This window comes from Myxococcus sp. AM011 (genome assembly GCF_013372595.1).
Taxonomy (GTDB): Bacteria; Myxococcota; Myxococcia; order Myxococcales; family Myxococcaceae; genus Myxococcus; species Myxococcus eversor.
This window is the reverse complement of the sequence record NZ_JABXEM010000071.1, coordinates 22,645-40,938: the sequence shown is the minus strand read 5'-3', so window position 1 is coordinate 40,938 and position 18,294 is coordinate 22,645. Positions and strand designations below refer to the sequence as shown.

Here is an 18,294-nt window from a genome sequence, read left to right as displayed (position 1 = left end):
GAGATTACTACGCGTCTCGTGGGCTCGGAGATGAGCTGGCGGACCACCTCGATGTCACGCTCGAGCTGCCAGATGGCGAAGAGAAGCGGACAGTCCAACTTTTCTATATCGAAGGAGAGCTCTCCGCGCGGGAGATTGCCGAGCAGTTGGGTGTGGGGAAAAGCGCGGTGACGATGAGACTCGAGCGCTTCCGGGGTCGTATCAAGAGAGAGTTGCTGCGGCGAGTGCTCGCCGGTCGGTGGGAGTGAGTGTTCATGAGACACCTGGATGACGAGGCGCTGAGCGCCCTTGCCCGTCGTGAGCCGGAGGCGGTGAAGTACTTCCGCGAGCACCTGGCCACCGCGTGCGAGGCGTGTGAAGGCTTCCTCGCCACCCACTCCGGCCCCGATGTCCTGGATGGACAAGTGGACGCAGTGCTCCTCGCCCTGGCCCCGCCCCGCATGGACGCCCCGCTGGACGAGGTGGGCTTCGCCCGGGTGCGCCGCGAGCTGCGAAAGCCCCACCTGGACACCCGACGGTGGGGCCTCATCGCCGGAGCGGTGGCCGCGGGCCTGCTCGCTATCATCGTCGTGCCCCGCTTGAGACAGGGCGGCAGCGGCGTGGAGCTGGGACCCGCGTCCCAGGAGTCGGGCGTGAAGGGCCAGGTGGGCCGAATCGCCCTGGAGCTGGCGGTGGTGGCCAAGGGCTCGGATGGCGCCCTGCGCCGGTTGGACCCGGACACCCTGGTGGATTCCGACGACGTGCTGCTCCTGCGCTACCACGCCACCGAGGCGGGCACCGCCCTGCTCTTCCAGCGGCGCGCGGACGAGGAGCCCCAGTTGCTCGGCACCTTCGAGTTGGAGGCGGGGACGCATGACCTGCGAGGCCCCCAGGGGCTCTCCGGGGTCAGCCTGGAGGGCGAGTCGGGCCCGCTGACGCTGTGGCTGGCCGCCTCTCCCGCCGGACTGGAGCCCTCGCCGGACGAGGTGAAGCGCGTGCTGGTGGGTGAAGGTGAGCGGTGGGAACAAGGCACGTTGGCGGTGACGAGGTTCGACGTCCGCGTCCGAAGCGGCCAGAATCCCCGCTAATCAGGCAAGCGTGAGGAACCTTCTTCCCATCCTGCTGGTGGCGCTGACTGCGTGCGCGACTCCTTCGTCCCAGGGGATGGAGAAGGGCGGACTGGTGCCGCTGCGGCTCGACGAGGAGGCACTGTCGAGCGCGTACACGCCCCGGCGCATGGCGCTGCTGGTGGGCATCTCCGAGTTCGACGACCCCCACTGGCGCGGCCTGCGCTACCCCGCCAAGGACGCCACGGACCTGGCGGCGGCGATGTTGGACCCGGCGCGCGGGCGGTTCGACCAGGTGCGCGTGCTCACTCGGACCGAGGACACGACGCGCGCGGCCATCCTCGCGGCGCTGCGGGAGTTGCGGAAGCAGGCCCACCGTCCGGACGACGTCGTCGTCGTCTACTTCTCCGCGCACGGCACCCTGGCCCGGGACGCCACGGGCGAATTGCGCCGCTTCCTGGTGACTCGGGACGCTTCTTATCGCGCCATCGCCCAGACGGCGTTGTCCATGGACATGCTGAAGGCGGAATTCGACGCGCTCTCCAGTCGCCGCAGGCTCCTGGTGCTGGCCTCCTGTCACAGCGGCAACGGCAAGTCGCTGTTGCCCAAGGAGCTGGAGAAGGAGCTGGCGGGCGTCAAGTCGGGCTTCTACGCGCGCCCCCTGGAGGAGTCCTCGCGAGCGTCCATGGTCTTCGCCGCCTGTGACTGGGGCGAGACGGCGCGCGAGGACGAGGGGCTGCGCAACGACATCTACACCCACTTCCTCGTCGAGGGCCTGGGCGGAGGCGCGGACCGCAACACGGACGGCGCCGTCACCGCGACGGAGGCGCATGACTACGCGCGCAGGCGCACCTTCGCCTTCACCGAGGGCCGCCAGCGCCCGTCGGCGGAGATTCTCGAAGTGGGCGCCGACCCGGTGGTGCTGTCGGGCAACATCGCCCGGACGGGCCGGCCGGAGCTGTTCTCCTACAACCCCCGGCTGGACGGCTTCACGCTGAAGGTGGACGGGGAGGCGCGCACGGAGCTGCCAGGAGGCGCGGCGGTGACGCCCGGCAAGCGCACGGTGGAGCTGACCAAGGGCGACGCGGTGCTGCTGCGACGCGACGTGGAGGTCAGCGCCGGAGAGCGGCTGCCGCTGGAGCAGCTCCTGTCGGAGGCCTTCCCCCGGCGCTCGCTGTCGCTGCTCGGGGGCATGTTCACCTTCGCCGATGAGCGCAGCCGCAAGGAGCTGTTGCCGCTGGCGCCGGAGGTCGCCGTGTCGCTGCGGCTGGAGGACCGGCCGCTGCCCGACTTCGGGCTCTTGTTCGACGTGAGCTTCAGCACGGGACGGCGCGCGCTCCAGCTCCAACCCGACGACGAAATCCCTTTCCGCTACACCACGTTTTCGGCGGGCATGGCCCTGCCTTACCTGTGGCGGTGGGAACGATTGACACTGTTCGCCGGTCCTCGTGTGGCCGCCCTGTACCTGGGACGGTCCTTCGAGGTGGACACCCTGGCCAGCGGGCAGAGCTTCTTCACCGTCAGCCCTGGCGTGGTGGGAGGAATGGTGCTGCGAGTGGGTGAACGTCTGGAATTGATGACCCAGGCGCAGCTCATGCTGACGTACGTGGTGGTGGATGGAGAGGGACAGGCCGTGGGATTCACCGGCGGCTGGGCCGGTGTGGGGTATCGATTCTGATGGGTTCGAGACAACACATCGCGTTGGGAGTCGTCCTGCTGCTGGGAGCGGTGGCGTGCGGCAATCTGGAGAACGCGCCGCTGCGAGTGGGGACCATCGAAGGGCAGCTCACGGAGTTCGACCCGGCGGTGGCGCTGGTGTCCCTGGTGGGGGCGCATGACGTGCGCTCCTCGGTGGACGCGGAGGGCCGGTTCAAGCTGGAGGGCGTGCCCACGGGGCCCGCGGAGCTGTTCGTGGTCGCCACGGCGGAGAAGGCGACGCGGGTGTCCGTGAAGGTGTCGGGCGGCCAGTCGGTGAAGCTTTCGCGCGTGGCGCCCCGGGACGCGGGCTTCTTCGAGATGCGGGTGAAGGCCTCGCATGGCGAGCGGGTGGCCGGCGTGGAGGTGTCCGTGCTGGACACGCCCTTCGAGCGGCTCGTCCTGGATGGCGCGGGGCGGCTGCGCGTGGGGCCCCTGCCGGATGGGTGCTACGGGCTGAGCATCGCCGGCGTGGGCTTTCCCAGCGTCCAGGCCGAGGCGTGCGTGGGCTCGGGCGAGAAGAAGGAGCTGCGCGTCGAGCTGGAGCCCAACGCGGAGCTCGTCAACCGCTGCGGCCTGACGGGCTGCGCGGACGGCCTGGTGTGCAACCCGGGCGGCAGCTGCGTCGAGTGCCTGCTGGACGCGCAGTGCGGCGCGGGGATGATCTGCAAGGGCTTCCGCTGCGGAGCGGTGGGCCCGCGCTGCGGCGCGTGTGATGTCAACGGGGGCTGCGCGGAGGGCGCCGCGTGCCAGCTCCTCGCCGAGGGCGGGGCCACCTGCGTGAAGCAGTGCAGCGAGTCCATCAACGAGGAAGACCGCGTGGCGAACCGGTGCGAGGCGGGCTTCACCTGCCAGCAGGGAAGCTGCCTCCCGGACCCGGCGCGCTTCGAGGGCTGCCGCGCCCTGCTCCAGCTCGGCGCTGAGTGCGCGGACGACACGCGCTGCCAGAAGCTCGGCCTGCCGGATGGGGTGTGCCTGGAGAAACAGTGCACGGTGTCCTGCACCCAGGACGTGGAGTGCCCGGGCACGTCGCGCTGCGAGGACTCCGCCGTCGGCCAGGTGTGCTCACTGCGCCACTGAGGCGTCGGGAGCCCTTCGTCCGAATCACGCGAGGGGCGCCAGCACCAGGCCCTCGCGAGACAATCGCGCCACGGAGTCCAGGATGTCGGCCTCGGGCATTCCCGTGGCCGTCGCCACGTCCGACGCGGACAGTCCCTCCACCGCCATCTTCAGCACCAGCAGCGCGGCCGGCGTGGCCTCCTGGTAGTACGTCACCAGGCGCTCCGGATGACGCCAGAGCAGCGCCAGCTCGTCTCCTGCTTCGGGCCCCCGCGCCGCGCCCTGGCCCCGAGCGCGCACCCAGGCGCAGATTCGGAACGGCTGCTCCAGCACCACCAACGTGGGATTCGGCGTCAGGCGCTCCACCGGCGCGGGCGCCTCCGCTTGGGAGACGAACACCGCGAAATCGGACCACTCGAAGCGCGCCAGCGCGGGCGCGTACGGAGTCAGCCCTCGCGACGACACCGCGTCCGCGACGAAGGCCGGGAAGCCCTCGCCCACGCGGTTCACCTCATGGTGCCGCGCGGGCCGCGTCAGCGTGAAGTCCTCCACCAGCGCAAGCCACGCCTCCGCGCCCACCGCGCCTCGCAGCAACGGGAAGAGCTTCTCCAGCGCGGTGCGGACATGGCCTCGCACGAAGTCGCCGTAGATGGACACGCGCGAAGAGGGCGCGCGCCACTCCGGATGCGCGGTGTAGAGCCGCTCCAACGACTCGCCGCCCGGCCGCGCCAGGTAGCTCCCCATGCTGTCGAAGAAGTGTTTCAGCGAAGGCTTCATCGCCCCGCCCCTTCTCGCAGCGCCGCGCGCGCCAGGTCCGCCTCGTCGAGCACCGCCGCCATCGACGGGATGTCCTGGTCCCACTCGATGAGCGTCGACACCGGCCCGGTGCGCGCAAGCACGTAGCGGTACAGCGACCACACGTCGTCGCAGACGCGGTCGCCGTGCGTGTCGATGATGACGTCCGGATAGGTGGTGTGCCCCGCGAGGTGGATCTGAACCACGCGCTCCAGCGGCAGCGCATCCACGAAGGAGCGGGCGTCATAGCCATGGTTGCGCGCGTTGACGTAGACGTTGTTCACGTCCAGCAGCAGCCCGCAGTCGGCCTCCTCCACCACGTGCCGCAGGAAGTCCGCCTCCGACAGCGTGCCGCCGGGCATGTTCGCGTAGTAGCTCGGGTTCTCCAGCAGGAACGGCCGGCCCACGCGCGCCACGACTTCGCGCACGCGAGGCACCACGTGTTCGACGACGGCCTCGGTGAAGGGCAGCGGCAGCAGGTCATGCAGGTACACGCCGCCCAGCCGCGAGTAGCACAGGTGGTCCGAGAAGAACGGCGCGTCCACGCGCTTCACGAGCGCCGCGAGCCCCGTGACGTAGTCCTCGTCCAGCGCGTCCGGCCCGCCGATATCCAGCCCCACTCCGTGAGGCAACACCGGCCAGCGCTCGGCACACGCGTCCAGCGCGCGCTGGGAACGGCCTCCGAGCGAGAGGAAGTTCTCCGGGATGATCTCCACCCAGTCGAGCGTCCGCTGGGTGCGGGGCAGCTCCTCGTAGAAGCTCCGGCGCAGCCCGATGCCCACGCCCAGGGGCGAAAGGCCGTGTCTTCGCGCGTACGTCGTCGCCACCACGGTCAGCCACCTCCCCGAGAGACAAATGAACCGGGCGGCGGGAGGTGCTCTTCCCACCGCCCGGAGGTCGGCGCGAGGGGGCCGGTGCCTTCACCCGCCCCCGGTGCGCCGCGGACTACTCCTTCTTCTGGCCGTTGCAGCCGCCAGCGCCGCAGCCGTGCTCGGCGCCCTTCTCCGGAGTCGCCGCGGGGGCGCCTTCCTGCTTCTGCGCGCCGCAGCCGGCCTCGGCGCCCTTGCCGTCCGTCTTCGCGGCGCCACAGGAGCCCTCGGCGCCCTTCTCCGCGGCGGCCGGCGTGGCCTCCGCCGACTTGGTGGACGCACAGCCGGTGGCGAGGGAGGCCAGGGACAGGGTGCCGACAATCGCCGCAAGAGCCTTCGCGTTCATGGTGTTGCTTCCTTTCGGTACTGCGTTGAGGGGGAACTACGGTTTGAACTGCGTGGAGCCCCAGGCGTCGACGGAGACCTCCGCGGTCTCCCCCACCTTGAGCACCAGCGCTTCCGTCCGCTGGATGCCATAGGCCTCGAGCGGAAGCTGGAACTTCGCGCGCACGCGCAGCAGGTCACCTGGCGCGCGGTGCTTCGTCTCGGCCGACTCCTTGAGGGCCGTCGCCGTCACCTCCACCACCTCCTCGCGCGTGACACCGCGCAGGGTGAAGCGGCCCTTGCCCTTGAGCTTCACGGGCTTGCCCGGCTCCAGGGGCGCGGGCACCGCCAGGTTTGCGAACTCGAAGACGATATCGGGCGACTTCGCCGCGTCCAGCCAGCGATCATTCTGGAGATGCCCGTCGCGCGTCTCGTTGCCCGTCTTGAGGGACTTCACGGGCACGTGGAAGCGGCCACTCACCATGCCGCCCTTGAGCTCCACCCGCCCCTTCACCTCGTTGGACAGGCCGTTGATGACCTCGAGCGGAGCGTCCAGCATGAAGGCGACCGTGTCCCGCTGGTTCGGGTCATTGAAGATGTAGACCTGGGAAGCGGCGGCGGGCTCGGCCGCGAACGCGGGCACTCCCAGGAGCACGACGAGCGCCAACAGGGTTCTGGACATGGCGGACCTCATTTACGGATGTCGGGTGGCTTGCGGATGCATCCGATACGCAATTGCCCGCCCGCCGGTTACGCCCTTCCGCCTCGTCACTCATCGCGAGGCCTCGCGGGTACGCCCGACCTCCATCGCCTCGCGCAATGAGCTGTTCCGGGCCGGTATCAGCTCGATGCCCTCCGCTCCCGCCGACACACCCAGCGCTTCTAGCAGACCTTCCTGCTCCACAAAAGCCGGGCGCCGGAGGTGTCGCGCGAGCAAGCCATCGAACAGCGGCCGCCCCGCGACGGCATCCACCGCCACGCCGAATGCACCGAACGTGGAGGTGCTCCCGCGCTCCGCGAGCAACTCCAACACGTCCTCCAGTTGTCGCTGGTTTCCAGTGACACGGCGGATTTCCACATCGAGATGCAACGCGAAGAGCGCGCCCGTCCAATACGTCCCGAGCGCGAAGTCTCCGTCGGTGATGACCTCTTCCATCGTGCGGGCTCCCGCCGCGCGGCGTCCGCGCGCGAAGCCATCCACCAGCTCCTCCCAGGCGCGCTCGGCGCTCTGCCTCCCCGAGCGCGCGCGGGCCAGCTCCGTGAAGTAGGTGGCCAACCCCTCCGACAACCACGGCACGCGCGGCAGGAACGCCGGATGCGTCAGGTGGAGCAGCTCGTGCAACACCACCCAGTCGCGCGCGAAGGAGTCCGCGCTCGCCTCCTGTCCCACGAGCACGGAGATGCTCGGCGGGGAGCTCCAGAGCACCATGCCGAAGAGGCTCGGGCCCTCGCGTCCGGGCACGGGGATGACGCGCACGGTGGCGCGCGGATACGGAAACGCGCGGCGCACGGTGCGCACCTCATCCGCCGCCTGCTTCAACCAGCCACAGACCTGGGTGTCATCGACCGAGGTGAAGTGGCCGAGCACCGCCACGTCCAGCACCGCGTCCGGCAACACCACCTGACAGCGGCGCCCTCCGAAGCCATGGAAGCCCGAGTCCACCAGGTCCTCGGCGCGGAGCCGATACAGGCCGGTGTCATCCGGCTGCCAGGGCAGCAGCGCGTCCGTGCCCTCGACGACCAGCTCCACGCGCAGGTCGGGCGGCGCCTGATTGGGGCGGATGAGGTACACGCGGCCCGCGACGTTCCGTGCGTCGCCTTCGCCTCCACCCGCGAACAGGTTCGCGCCGCGCGAGCCGTGGCGCGCATCCAGGTCATAGCGGTAGCGCAGGAAGCGGATGTCCGTGGGGAGCAGGACCAGGCCCTCATCGCTCACGCGCAATTCGAGCCGCTCGCCGTCCTCGCGAAACGCGCTCACGGCGTGCACCCCACCCGGCTGCGTGAAGCGGAACGCGCGCGGAGTGCCCCGCACCAGCACCACCTCCACGTCGAGCGCATGCGTGGGCTCGCGCACGTAGGTGATGTTGTAGCGCAGCGCCGCCGGGTCCTTCGCGGCGCGCGCCCTCGGCACGCCCAGACAGGACAGCCCCAGGAGGACGAGCACCCCCAGCACCCAACGGCCGCGCGCGAAGGACATCACCACCTCCAACGACATCCCGGCCCGGAGGCGAGGTGTCGGAGAGGCGAGCACCACGCTCGGGCCTCCCTGTCCCTCAGTGTCGCTTTTTCGGAGGCGGCGCGCCGCCCGCGAGCAGGAACGCGCGCGCCGCTTCCAGGATTTCGTCCGAGAGCGGAAGGTGCTTCGTCGCCCGCGCGAGCGTCATCGCGCCGAAGAGCAGCGCCACCGTGGCCAGCGCCCGCTGTCGTCCGGTGACGCCCCCTTCACCCGGGACATGAGCCCGCAGCTCCTCCGCCAAGGTCTCCAGTCCCTGCGCGAGCGCCTCGCGGGCCTCGGGCGTCCCGCGCGTCAGGTCCGACAACACCGACGGCATGACGCAGCCCGTCTCCATGTTGTCGCGGATGTGGTGGTTGAGGTAGCGCCGCACGAAAGGGTCCAGGAAGTCCGCGCCGCGCAGCTCCTCCAGTCCTCCGAACCAGCGCACCTGCTGCTGCTGGAAGAACGCGCGCACGGACTCCGCGAGCAAAGTCTCTTTCGAGGCGAAGTGGGCGTAGAAGCCGCCCACCGTCAGCCCCGCGGCTTTCATGACGCGCTCCACGCTCGCGCCCGCGAAGCCCTCCTTCCGGAAGAGCGTCTGCGCCGCCGAGAGGATTCGCTCGCGGGTGGCCTGCTTGTGCTCGGGTGCGTAGCGCATCGTCGCGCCCTCTACTCCCGGCCGCCCGGGCCCGGGGGCCGGAACACCATGCACGTGGTGGTGCCGTGCGCGTACAGCTTGCCGTCCGCGTCCGTCAGCCGCGCCTGCGCCGTCGCCACGCGGCCTCCCACGTGGATGACTTCTCCCGTACACGTCAGCTTCCCGGTGTCCTGGGAGATGGCGCGCACCATGTTCACGTGCAGCTCCAGCGTGGTGTAGCCCGCGCCCACCGGCAGCGTGCTGTGCACCGCGCACCCGAGCGCCGAGTCCAGCAGCGTGGCCGCCAGGCCCCCGTGCACCGTGCCAATCGGGTTGTAGTGGTACTCCGCCGGCTCCACCACGAACACCGCGCGCCCCTCCGACACCTCCACCGGAGCGAAGCCCATCAGCGCCGCGATGGGTGCCCCGGGCACCTCACCCCGGACGATGGCGCGCAGGTACTCCAACCCCGACAGCGACTTCGCCGCCGCCACGCCCTCGCGAAAGTCTCCCCACGTCACCGTCCTCGTGCGCGTCCCGGCCGTCCCGTCGCTCATGGGCCCCTTCTCCTTCCTCATGGAATGATGGACACCATCATCCGGATTCCGGATATTCCACATCACCGACAATCAAAGTTGCCAGATGGGATGATGGTCATAATACAAAGAGCCATGCAGCGCACGCCACGAAAAGGAAGGCGCACGAGCGGCCGGGCCGTTCGTCTTCCTGGCGTGTCATCCAAGGGAGCGGCGGATGCAGAAGCGGCGCGTGGTGGTGACGGGAGTGGGGCTCATCAGCCCCGTGGGCACGGGCGTGGAGAAGAGCTGGGAGGCGCTGGTGCGAGGCCAGAGCGGCGTGGGGCCCATCACCCTGTTCGACGCCAGCGCGCTCGACTGTCAAATCGCGGGCGAGGTGAAGGACTTCAAGGTCGACGACTACATCGAGCGGCGTGAGTCGCGACGGATGGACCGCTTCGCCCACTTCGCCGTGGTGGCGGCGGACATGGCGCTGGCGGACTCGGGCCTGAAAGTCACGCCGGAGAACGCCGAGCGCATCGCCACCATCATCGGCTCCGGCATCGGCGGCATCTCCAGCCTGGAGGAAACGCACCGCCGCACGCTGGAGAAGGGGGCGGACCGCATCAGCCCCTTCTTCATCCTCCAGATGATCATCAACATGGCGCCCGGCTACGTGAGCCTGCGCCACGGCCTCAAGGGCCCCTCCTGGGCCCCCAACTCCGCGTGCTCCACCAGCGCGCACGCCATCGGCGAGGCGCTGCGCGGAATCCAGCGCGGGGAGTTCGACGTGGCGGTGGCCGGAGGCTCCGAGGCGCCCATCTCCCTGCTCGGTGTCGGTGGCTTCGCGGCCATGCGCGCCCTGTCCCTGCGCAACGACGCGCCCCAGGCCGCCAGCCGTCCCTTCGACAAGGACCGCGACGGCTTCGTGCTCGCCGAGGGCGCGGGCATGCTCATCCTCGAGGAGATGGAGCACGCGAAGGCCCGAGGCGCGCGCATCCTCGCGGAGCTGACCGGCTATGGCGCGAGCTCCGACGCGCACCACATCACCACGCCCGCACCCGAGAGCGAAGGCGCCCAGCGCAGCATGCGCGCCGCCCTCAAGGACGCGGCCCTCTCGCCGTCGGACATCGGCTACGTGAACGCCCACGGCACCTCCACGGACGTCGGCGACCTGATGGAGACGCAGGGCATCGCCCGCGTGTTCGGCGACGCCGCCAGCACCGTGGCCGTCTCCTCCACCAAGTCCATGACGGGCCACATGAACGGCGCGGCCGGCGCCGCCGAGGCCGTCATCAGCGTGCTCGCCCTCACCCGAGGCGTGCTGCCGCCCACCATCAACCTCCAGAACCAGGACCCGCTCATCACCCTGGACTGCGTCCCCAACGTCGCGCGCGAAGCCCGCGTCGACGCCGTCATGAGCAACTCCTTCGGCTTCGGCGGCACCAACGTCTCCCTCATCTTCCACCGGCTGATGGCTTGAGCCCCAAGCTCGGAAACGGCTCTGTAAACCGTGAATCCTGGTTTACCAATACGCAAAACCGGCTTGGCGCGCTGCGGCGGTAAACTTTTGACAACGTGCGTCGAACTCCGCCTGAAACGCACATCCGCGCGCGGATAAAGCGCAGCGATTACATGTGGTTGCGCATACTCAGGGGCCAATCGCCATGTGGACGACGACCGTTCCGTCGCCCGCCACACAGGGAGCGGCCTCAAGAAAAACGTTGATTGCAAATCGGTAAATCGATTTGCAGAGTGGTTCAGAGGGGCGAGGGCGCGAGAGGCCACGCGCACTCCGACGGGACCCGACTCAGCCATGAACGACAACGCACTGAACGCCAACGTGGGCCTGAAGCTCCGGGGCCTGCGACTCGCCCGCAATATCAAGCAGGCGGACGCGGCGAAGGATTTGGGGGTCTCCCCCGCGTATTTGAACCTCATCGAGAAGGGCAAGCGGGTGATGCCCTTCCCGCTGCTCTGGAAGGCGCTGCGGTATTTCGATCAGGACCCCGAGCAGTTCATGTCCACGCTGGGCGAGGGGCGCGTGGACGAAGCGCTCGCGAAGCTCCTGGACGAGCCGCTGCTCAAGAGCCTGGACATCGACCCGGAGTCGCTCCAGTCGCTGTCCGCGGAGCCGAAGCTCGCGGGCACCGTGGCCGCGCTCTTCAACCTCTACAAGAACACGCGCACCCAGTTGGAGAACGTGCTCGCGCAGCTCAACGTGGAGGAGCGCACGCGGACGCAGGGCGGCAGCGCGGGCAACGGCACCGTGCCGGGCGTGCGCTTCGACTACTCACCCTTCGACGAGGTGAGCGACTTCCTGGAGACGCACCGCAACTACTTCCCGGAGCTTGAAGAACAGGCCGAGGAGCTGCGGCGGGACATCAGCCTGGAGCGCCAGCTCACCAGCGGCCAGCTGATGCAGTTGCTGGAGAAGCGCTTCGGCTACCGCGTGCTCATCGACGCCTCGCCCAGCGGCTCGTCCGTGGTGCGGCGGTTGGACCCGGAGGAGCAGACGCTCACCCTGTCCCCGGACCTCACCGAGCAGCCGCTGAAGTTCCAGATCGCCGCGTCCATCGGCCTGTTGATGCTGGACAAGGAGAAGCTGGTGGAGCGCATCCTCGGCGCGGGGCGCACCCGGCACGGGGAGACGACGCGGCTCATCAAGGTGAACCTGGCCAACTACTTCGCCGGCGCGCTGATGCTGCCTTACGGGGACTTCTTCAAGGAAGTGCAGCGCACGCGCTACGACGTGGAGCTGTTGTCGAGCATCTTCGGCTCCACCTACGAGACGGTGGCCCACCGGCTGTGCAACCTGTCGGACCCCAAGCGCCCGGGCATCCCCTTCCACTTCCTGCGCTCGGACATCGCCGGCAACATCTCCAAGCGCTACAGCGGCACCGGCATCCGCTTCGCCAGCGGCGGCGGCAGCTGCGGCAAGTGGGCCGTGCACCTGGCCTTCCTCAACCCGTCGCAGCTCACCCGGCAGTACTCGATGATGCCGGACGGCACGACGTACTTCTGCTTCGCCAAGGTGCAGCTCCAGCCCACCGAGGGCTCCATCGTCAAGGGCACCGCGTACTCCATTGGCCTGGGCACCCACGCGGAGAACGCCAAGTACCTGGCCTACGGCCTGCCCACCAACGACTTGCGCAAGGATGCCATCCCCTCCGGCATCTCCTGCCGCTTCTGCGAGCGCACCGACTGCAACCAGCGCGCGGCGGCCAGCTACCGCTTCGCCTTCTCCTTCGACGAGTACACGAAGAAGGACTGCTTCTTCTCCCCGCTGCTTGGCTACGAGCAGGCCGACAAGGTGGAGAAGGAGAAGGACCGGCACCACGCCCCGCCGCCCCCCGCGGGCGCGTCCGTTCCCCCGGACGTCAATGGCACTGACCGGAGCGAGAAGCACGATTCGTTGGACAAGGCGGCCCGGCGCCGCAAGGGTGGCGACGCGTGAGCACCCACCCGCCCGACGACACCGAACGCGCCCACTTCCTCGAGGCGCTCCAGAAGCAGAAGAACGAGCTGGCCACCCTGCGCATCACCGGCTCGCCCACCCAGGTGGGCCAGGGGCTGGTGAGCCTGGCGGAGCTGCACGGCATGCTGGAAGACCATGCCGCCAGCCGCCAGTGCTACGAGGAGGCCTTCGCGATGTTCAAGGAGGCCGGCTACAAGCCGGGCCAGGCCCAGGCCTGCTTCGGACTGGGCGTGGTGAAGGCGAACTTCGAGGACCACCGAGGCGCGGTGGAGCTCATCGCCCAGGCCGCGAAGCTCTTCAACGAGACGAAGGACCGCGAGGGCGAGGCCCTGTCCCGTGCCTGCATCGGCGAGTCCCTGCGCGCGCTGGGCCAGCCGGAGGCCGCCGAGGAGAAGTACCAGGAGGCCCTCATCCTCTACCGCCAGACGCGCAACACCGAGCGCACCGCGCGGCTGCTGCTCGACATCGGCGACATCCGCATGGAGAAGGCCGAGTACGAGCCGGCTCGCAAGCGCTTCCTCGAAGCCATTCCCATGCTGGAGCAGGGAGACGACGCGGAGGCGCTCGCGCTGGGCCACCTGCTCCTGGGTGAGTCCGAGGGACTCCTGGGCAACCACGAGGGCGCGCGCACCCACCTCCTGCGCGCGGTGGAGCTGTACCAGGAGCTGCACGACCACGTGTACGAGGCCCGCGCCCGGTGGGATTTGGGCCTGTCCTGCTACTACTCACAGGACCTCCCGGCGGCGCGCAGCCACCTGGAGGCGGTGATTCCGCTCTACGAGGAGCAGAACCGCGCGGACGAGGTCGCCAAGGTGCGCAACATCCTCGCCCACTTCGCCGCGCGCGGCGCCTGAGGCGCCCACCCACCGCCCTGCTCCGGGCGCCGCATCACGCTTGGATGCCGGCGCCCACCGCCAGGGCCAACAGCCCCAGCACTCCCGCGGCGATGACGGCGTAGCGCCACTCACCGCGCAGGCCCAGCAGCGTGCCCGCCACGCCCAGCCGCGCCACCGGCGTCACCAGCAGCAGGGACGCCGCCGCCTTGCGCAATTGGTCGATGGCCACGTGCGTCGCCTCGGTGCCTGGCAGCGCCTCCAGGCCCAGCGACAGCACGAACATGCCGCCGCTCAGCACCGCGCCCACGCGCAACACCCGGGCAATCCACCGGTCTCCCGCGAGCGTCCTGTCCCGGACGCGCGTGACGCGTTGGGACGGTGCCTCGGCGAGCCCCTCGGTGATGGGCTCCGCGTCCAGCTCCGGCGCCTCGCCTTGCGCCGGGGTCGCCACCATCGCGTTCTGCCCCATCACCGCCGGGTCCGACATCGACATCGCCGCGGAGACCCGCGGCGGTTCAGCACCGTCCGGGTCGCCTTCACTCACTCCCACACGCTCGGCCACAGTCCCGCCCCTCCCTTCCACAACATCTGCCCCGCCACCGACAGCAGCACCAGTGCGAAGAGCTTCTTGAGCACCGCCGTGGGCACCTTCGGCATCAGCCGACTGCCCACATACGCGCCGGCCAGCACGCCCACCACCAGCGGAGACACCAGGGCCAGCTTCAGGTGTCCGCGCAGCGCGTAGGCGGCCACGCTCGCCGCGCCCGTCACGCCAATCATCAGGTTGCTGGTGGCGCTGGCCACCTTGAACGGCACCCGCATGCCGTAGCTCATCAGCGGCACCTTCAGCGGCCCGCCGCCCACACCCAGGAGCGCGGAGAGCCCGCCCGCCACGAACGAGCCGGAGATGCCCAGCGGGTAGTTCGTCGGCTGGTAGTCGTCCAGCGTGGCCGGCTCCCCGCGAGGTGAGCGCAGGAGGATCATCTGCAGCGCGACGTAGAGGGTGAACAGGCCGAACACCACCGCCACCATCGCCGGGGCGATGAGCGCCGCGACCAGTCCACCCGCGATGGCGCCGAGCACCGTGGCCAGTTCCAGCGTCAACCCCAGTCGGATGTCACTCAAGTGGTTGTCCACATACCCGGCCGCGGCGGCACACGAGTTGGCGACCACGCACATCAAGCTGGCCGGCACCGCCTCCTCGAGCGGCAGCCCGAAGCCGAGCACCAGCGCGGGCACCAGCACGATGCCACCTCCGATGCCCAGCATCGCGCCCAGTGCCCCCGCGAGCCCGCCCACCACCATGAGGAGAAGAACCGTCATTCGTCACGAGGATAGGAGCGTGCCAACGCCGCGCCCAGAGCCATTCCCTGGTAGGGAACAAGCTCGCCAGGACGGTTGCTCTGCATGCGAAACGACCCTGCACCCGGGGGCGATGCGCGGCGCGCTATGCGGCACGTACGCCCAGGTTTCCCTCGGGAAACGCCTCCAGGAAGCGGGCGCGCGTACGAGGTGTGAAGGTGCCCCTCGCCATGTAGCCGTGCAACCTCCGAAGGACTCCACGTGCCGACTCCAGCGCACCTTCTACCTCCTGCGCGAAGTCGAACGTGTCGTTGCGATACAGCTCCTGGAAGGACAGATGCGCGAAGGCGGGCAGCGCGCGCGTGCGGCCCATGGGGCTGGAGAGGAAGAGGCCGGAGACGTAGAGGCCGCGCACCCAGCCATCCACCTCCGCCTTGGTCGGCGCCTGCCCCACGCGTTCCTGGGACGACAGCCGCACCAGTTCGTAGATGCCCCGGCCGATGCCGCGCCATGGGAAGCCGGGACTCTTCACCACCTGACACTTCTCGCGCAGCCGGGGCGTGCCCAGGAGCTCCACGCCGTGCAGTTCGCGCAGATAGAAGAGCGTCTGGGCCCATTCGATGTCGCGGTGGGCCGCCAGGGCCCGCTCGCCGCGACGGCGGTGGCGCACCACCAGGTCGTCCACCACCGGGTGCAGCCGCCGGTCCAGGCACAGGTGCGTGAAGTAGCCGGCCAGCAGGGCCAGCCCCGGCTCGGTGCCCACCAGCGCGCCAGTGGCCACCAGCTCCGCCATCTTCAGCCCGAAGCCCACCGGCGCGCGCTCGTGATACAGCCGCGAGAACAGGGGAAGCTCCCGCTCGGGCAGGAACGCGGCGAGGCCCCCTCGGACGCCCTCGCACAGCGGCAGGTCCGGCAGCGCCACGCCGAAGCGCGCATAGGGCAGGTCCTCGGAGAGCGCGCGCACCCATTCCGCCGGCAGCTCTCCGGGGTTGGCGGCCAACCGTTCGATGGCGGTCAGATGCATCAGCAAGGTGGGCATTGCCTGACTGCTACCCAGGCCCCTGCTGCAATGCAACGCTCGAATGATATCCAGCGCTTTGCGTGCAACAAGGTGGGCGTTACAGTCCGCGCCCTCCCCTGCATCCCCACTCCCGTTCAGGAGCTCATCGGCCCATGAATTTCACCTTCGTCTCCGGCGACGCCACCCTCGCGAATGGCGACCTGCTCGTCATCCCGCTCTTCGAGGGCGAGCTGGGTGAGGGCGCCCCGGCCAGTCTGGCTTCGGCGGACAAGTCGTTGGAAGGCCGCCTGCGCGGCGCCGCCACCCAGGAGGGCTTCAAGGCGAAGGCCGACCAGTCCCTGGTGATGCACACCCTTGGCCGCACGACGGCGGGCCGCGTGCTGCTGTTGGGCCTGGGCAGCCGCGCGCGCTTCCACCCGGAAGTCCTGCGGCTGGCGTCGGGACGCGCGGCGAAGACGGCCCAGCGGCTCAAGGTGACGTCGCTCGTCGTCGCGCTGCCGACGACTCAGTCGCCCGCTGACGCGGTGCGCGCGGTGGTGGAGGGCCTGGAGCTTGGGGCGTACCGCTTCGACAAGTACAAGTCCTCCGCGCGCGAGGAGAAGGGCACGCCCAAGCCCATCAAGGTCTCTCTCGCGCTGCCCGAGGGCACCGAGAAGTCGCGCGACGTGGAGGACGCCCTGGCGCTGGCGAAGCGCGTGGCGGAGGCCTCCAACTGGGCGCGCGATTTGGTGAACGAGCCGCCCAACGCGGTGACGCCCACGGTGCTGGCCGAGGCCGCCCGCAAGTCCGCGCGCGAGCACGGGCTGAAGATCACCATCGGTGGCAAGCGCGAGATTGAAAAGCTGGAGATGGGCATGTTCCTGGGCGTCACGGCCGGGAGCACGGAGGAGCCGCGGCTCATCCACATCGTCTACACGCCGAAGAACGCGCGCGACGCGAAGCGACCGCCGCTGGCGCTGGTGGGCAAGGCCATCACCTTCGACTCCGGCGGCCTGTCGCTCAAGCCCACCGAGGGCATGGTGGACATGAAGACGGACATGGCGGGCTCGGCGGCCGTGCTGGGCGCCATGCAGGTCATCGCCTCCATCAAACCGCCCTTCCCCGTGCATGCCTTCATCGGCGCGTGCGAGAACATGCCGTCGGGCAACGCGTACAAGCCGGGCGACATCCTCACGTCGCGGCTGGGCAAGACGGTGGAGATCACCAATACGGACGCCGAGGGCCGGCTCGTCCTGGGTGACATCCTCACCTGGGCCTGCGAGCACCAGCCGTCCGCCGTCATCGACCTGGCGACGCTCACGGGCGCGTGCATCGTCGCGCTGGGCAACTACATCGTCGGCGCCTTTGGCGACAACGACGGCACCGTCAACGAGGTCCTCCAGGCCGCGCGCACCGCGGGCGAGGAGATGTGGCGCCTGCCGGTGAGCGAGCTGCAGAAGGACGCGCTGCGCTCCGAGGTCGCCGACATGAAGAACTCCGGCGAGCGCTGGGGCGGCTCCATCAACGCCGCCCTGTTCCTCAAGGAGTTCGTCGGCGAGACGCCGTGGGTGCACCTGGATATCGCGGGCCCATCCAACAGCCCCAAGGAGCGCGGCTACAACGCCAAGGGCGCCACCGGCGTGGGCGTCCGCACCCTGGTGGAGTGGGTGCGGCTGCGCGCCGAGACGCAGGCCACGCAGCCTCCCGAGGCCCCCGCGAAGCCGGCCCGCGCGGCGCGTGGCGCCAGGAAGTCCGCGCGGAGCTGAAAGCCGCGCCCCGCCTTCCGCGGCCCGTCTCTCAACGACGGGCCGCGCGCCAGACACGGTGAAGCGAGAGCCTTCCGACTCAGGGCGCCGCGGCCTGCGGCACCTTGCTGGGAGGGGGCTTGCGGTTCGGCAGCGGGCGGATGCCCTCGATGAGCGCATCCACGTTGAGGAGGTCTCCGGGCACCGCCTGCGCGGGCCAGGTGGCCAGCATCATCAGCACGCGGCCTTCCTGCCCGTCGCGCACGGCCACGCGGCCATGCACGTTGTCACCCACCTTGAAGCTGAAGCCCACCGCCGTGTCCGACAGCGACAGCGGCACCGGGTCCGTGGTGATGAAGCCCGGCTGTTGACGCAGGCCCTCCGCCAGTCGCTCGGCGAACTGGGTGGGCGTGGCCACCGCGGGCGCCACCTGGAGCACCACCTGCGCCCCGGACGACGCGTGACGCAGCACCACCGGAATCGCCAGGCCCTCCGGCGTGCGCTCGTTCGACACATCCAACTGCCATTCGTCGCTGGGACGGATGATTTCGAACCCCAGCTCCTCGTCCACGTACGGCCCGGACACGGAGGTCGTCAGCGCCTCCATCTTCCCCGAGCCACCCGTCCCAGGCTGCGCCGCGTCCGCCTTCACGGCCTGGCGCGAGCTGCTACAACCCACCGCGCCCAGCACCAGAAACCCCCACGCCAGCTTCCGCAACACACCCATGACCATCGTCCCCCGACCACGAACGCCGTGGCCGCGAACGTGGGCATGTGG

At 69.7% G+C, this 18,294-nt stretch carries 19 protein-coding genes; 8 read left to right on the top strand and 11 right to left on the bottom strand.

Going from position 1 to position 18,294, the window contains the following annotated elements:
• From HUW62_RS17025 to HUW62_RS17010, 4 genes are all read left to right on the top strand, one after another.
• Window positions 1-248: ECF-type sigma factor (locus tag HUW62_RS17025; RefSeq protein WP_255203473.1), on the top strand; the 248-nt coding region annotated here is incomplete at its 5' end.
• 6 nt (window positions 249-254) lie between these two features.
• Window positions 255-1,067 (top strand): hypothetical protein, encoded by an 813-nt coding sequence (locus HUW62_RS17020; RefSeq protein ID WP_176435045.1) that lies wholly within the window; start codon window positions 255-257, stop codon window positions 1,065-1,067.
• 10 nt (window positions 1,068-1,077) lie between these two features.
• Window positions 1,078-2,724, top strand: coding sequence for a caspase family protein (locus HUW62_RS17015; RefSeq protein WP_176435044.1), 1,647 nt, complete (start codon window positions 1,078-1,080; stop codon window positions 2,722-2,724).
• Window positions 2,724-3,821 carry a carboxypeptidase-like regulatory domain-containing protein gene (locus HUW62_RS17010; protein WP_163862417.1) on the top strand — a complete coding sequence of 366 codons (1,098 nt, stop codon included), beginning with the start codon at window positions 2,724-2,726 and terminating at the stop codon, window positions 3,819-3,821. The genes HUW62_RS17015 and HUW62_RS17010 overlap by 1 nt, the downstream gene beginning before the upstream one ends.
• A 24-nt stretch (window positions 3,822-3,845) precedes the next feature.
• Here the strand turns inward: HUW62_RS17010 and HUW62_RS17005 are convergent, their stop codons facing one another.
• From HUW62_RS17005 to HUW62_RS16975, 7 genes are all read right to left on the bottom strand, one after another.
• Entirely contained in the window at window positions 3,846-4,577 is a 732-nt protein-coding gene (locus tag HUW62_RS17005) for a DUF2063 domain-containing protein (protein WP_176435043.1), read from the bottom strand.
• The gene (locus tag HUW62_RS17000) at window positions 4,574-5,422 is read right to left on the bottom strand and encodes a DUF692 domain-containing protein (protein ID WP_163862788.1); all 849 of its coding nucleotides are present in this window, start codon (window positions 5,420-5,422) and stop codon (window positions 4,574-4,576) included. Before HUW62_RS17000 ends, HUW62_RS17005 begins: the two co-directional genes overlap by 4 nt.
• 118 nt (window positions 5,423-5,540) lie before the next feature.
• Window positions 5,541-5,810: a hypothetical protein gene (locus tag HUW62_RS16995; RefSeq protein WP_163862412.1), complete on the bottom strand. Its 270-nt coding sequence runs from the start codon at window positions 5,808-5,810 to the stop codon at window positions 5,541-5,543.
• A 36-nt stretch (window positions 5,811-5,846) separates the two neighbouring features.
• Window positions 5,847-6,470, bottom strand: a complete 624-nt coding sequence (locus HUW62_RS16990) for a YceI family protein (protein ID WP_163862409.1) — start codon at window positions 6,468-6,470, stop codon at window positions 5,847-5,849.
• A 90-nt stretch (window positions 6,471-6,560) separates the two neighbouring features.
• Entirely contained in the window at window positions 6,561-7,985 is a 1,425-nt protein-coding gene (locus HUW62_RS16985; RefSeq protein WP_176435042.1) for a hypothetical protein, read from the bottom strand.
• 76 nt (window positions 7,986-8,061) lie between these two features.
• A complete protein-coding gene (locus tag HUW62_RS16980) occupies window positions 8,062-8,661 on the bottom strand; it encodes a TetR/AcrR family transcriptional regulator (protein ID WP_176435041.1) in 600 nt (199 codons plus the stop codon).
• A gap of 11 nt (window positions 8,662-8,672) precedes the next feature.
• Window positions 8,673-9,197: a PaaI family thioesterase gene (locus HUW62_RS16975; protein WP_163862400.1), complete on the bottom strand. Its 525-nt coding sequence runs from the start codon at window positions 9,195-9,197 to the stop codon at window positions 8,673-8,675.
• A gap of 196 nt (window positions 9,198-9,393) precedes the next feature.
• Between HUW62_RS16975 and fabF the strand changes: the two genes are divergently transcribed.
• From fabF to HUW62_RS16960, 3 genes are all read left to right on the top strand, one after another.
• The gene (fabF, locus tag HUW62_RS16970) at window positions 9,394-10,638 is read left to right on the top strand and encodes a beta-ketoacyl-ACP synthase II (protein WP_176435040.1); all 1,245 of its coding nucleotides are present in this window, start codon (window positions 9,394-9,396) and stop codon (window positions 10,636-10,638) included.
• Between the two features lie 333 nt (window positions 10,639-10,971).
• Window positions 10,972-12,612: a short-chain fatty acyl-CoA regulator family protein gene (locus tag HUW62_RS16965; protein WP_163862394.1), complete on the top strand. Its 1,641-nt coding sequence runs from the start codon at window positions 10,972-10,974 to the stop codon at window positions 12,610-12,612.
• Complete coding sequence (locus tag HUW62_RS16960) at window positions 12,609-13,487, top strand: tetratricopeptide repeat protein (protein WP_163862392.1); 879 nt, start codon at window positions 12,609-12,611, stop codon at window positions 13,485-13,487. Before HUW62_RS16965 ends, HUW62_RS16960 begins: the two co-directional genes overlap by 4 nt.
• 34 nt (window positions 13,488-13,521) lie before the next feature.
• Here HUW62_RS16960 and HUW62_RS16955 read toward each other — a convergent pair whose 3' ends face one another.
• From HUW62_RS16955 to HUW62_RS16945, 3 genes are all read right to left on the bottom strand, one after another.
• Window positions 13,522-14,013, bottom strand: coding sequence for a hypothetical protein (locus tag HUW62_RS16955; RefSeq protein WP_368670429.1), 492 nt, complete (start codon window positions 14,011-14,013; stop codon window positions 13,522-13,524).
• Window positions 14,010-14,792, bottom strand: a complete 783-nt coding sequence (locus HUW62_RS16950; RefSeq protein WP_163862389.1) for a sulfite exporter TauE/SafE family protein — start codon at window positions 14,790-14,792, stop codon at window positions 14,010-14,012. Before HUW62_RS16950 ends, HUW62_RS16955 begins: the two co-directional genes overlap by 4 nt.
• A 124-nt stretch (window positions 14,793-14,916) precedes the next feature.
• Entirely contained in the window at window positions 14,917-15,810 is an 894-nt protein-coding gene (locus HUW62_RS16945; RefSeq protein WP_163862386.1) for a zinc dependent phospholipase C family protein, read from the bottom strand.
• Between the two features lie 134 nt (window positions 15,811-15,944).
• On the opposite strand from HUW62_RS16945, the gene HUW62_RS16940 reads away from it, so the two are divergent.
• On the top strand, window positions 15,945-17,537 hold the full coding sequence (locus HUW62_RS16940) for a leucyl aminopeptidase (protein WP_163862384.1): 1,593 nt from the start codon (window positions 15,945-15,947) through the stop codon (window positions 17,535-17,537).
• A 79-nt stretch (window positions 17,538-17,616) separates the two neighbouring features.
• Here HUW62_RS16940 and HUW62_RS16935 read toward each other — a convergent pair whose 3' ends face one another.
• Window positions 17,617-18,243 (bottom strand): hypothetical protein, encoded by a 627-nt coding sequence (locus tag HUW62_RS16935; RefSeq protein ID WP_163862381.1) that lies wholly within the window; start codon window positions 18,241-18,243, stop codon window positions 17,617-17,619.
• Window positions 18,244-18,294: the final 51 nt, after the last annotated feature.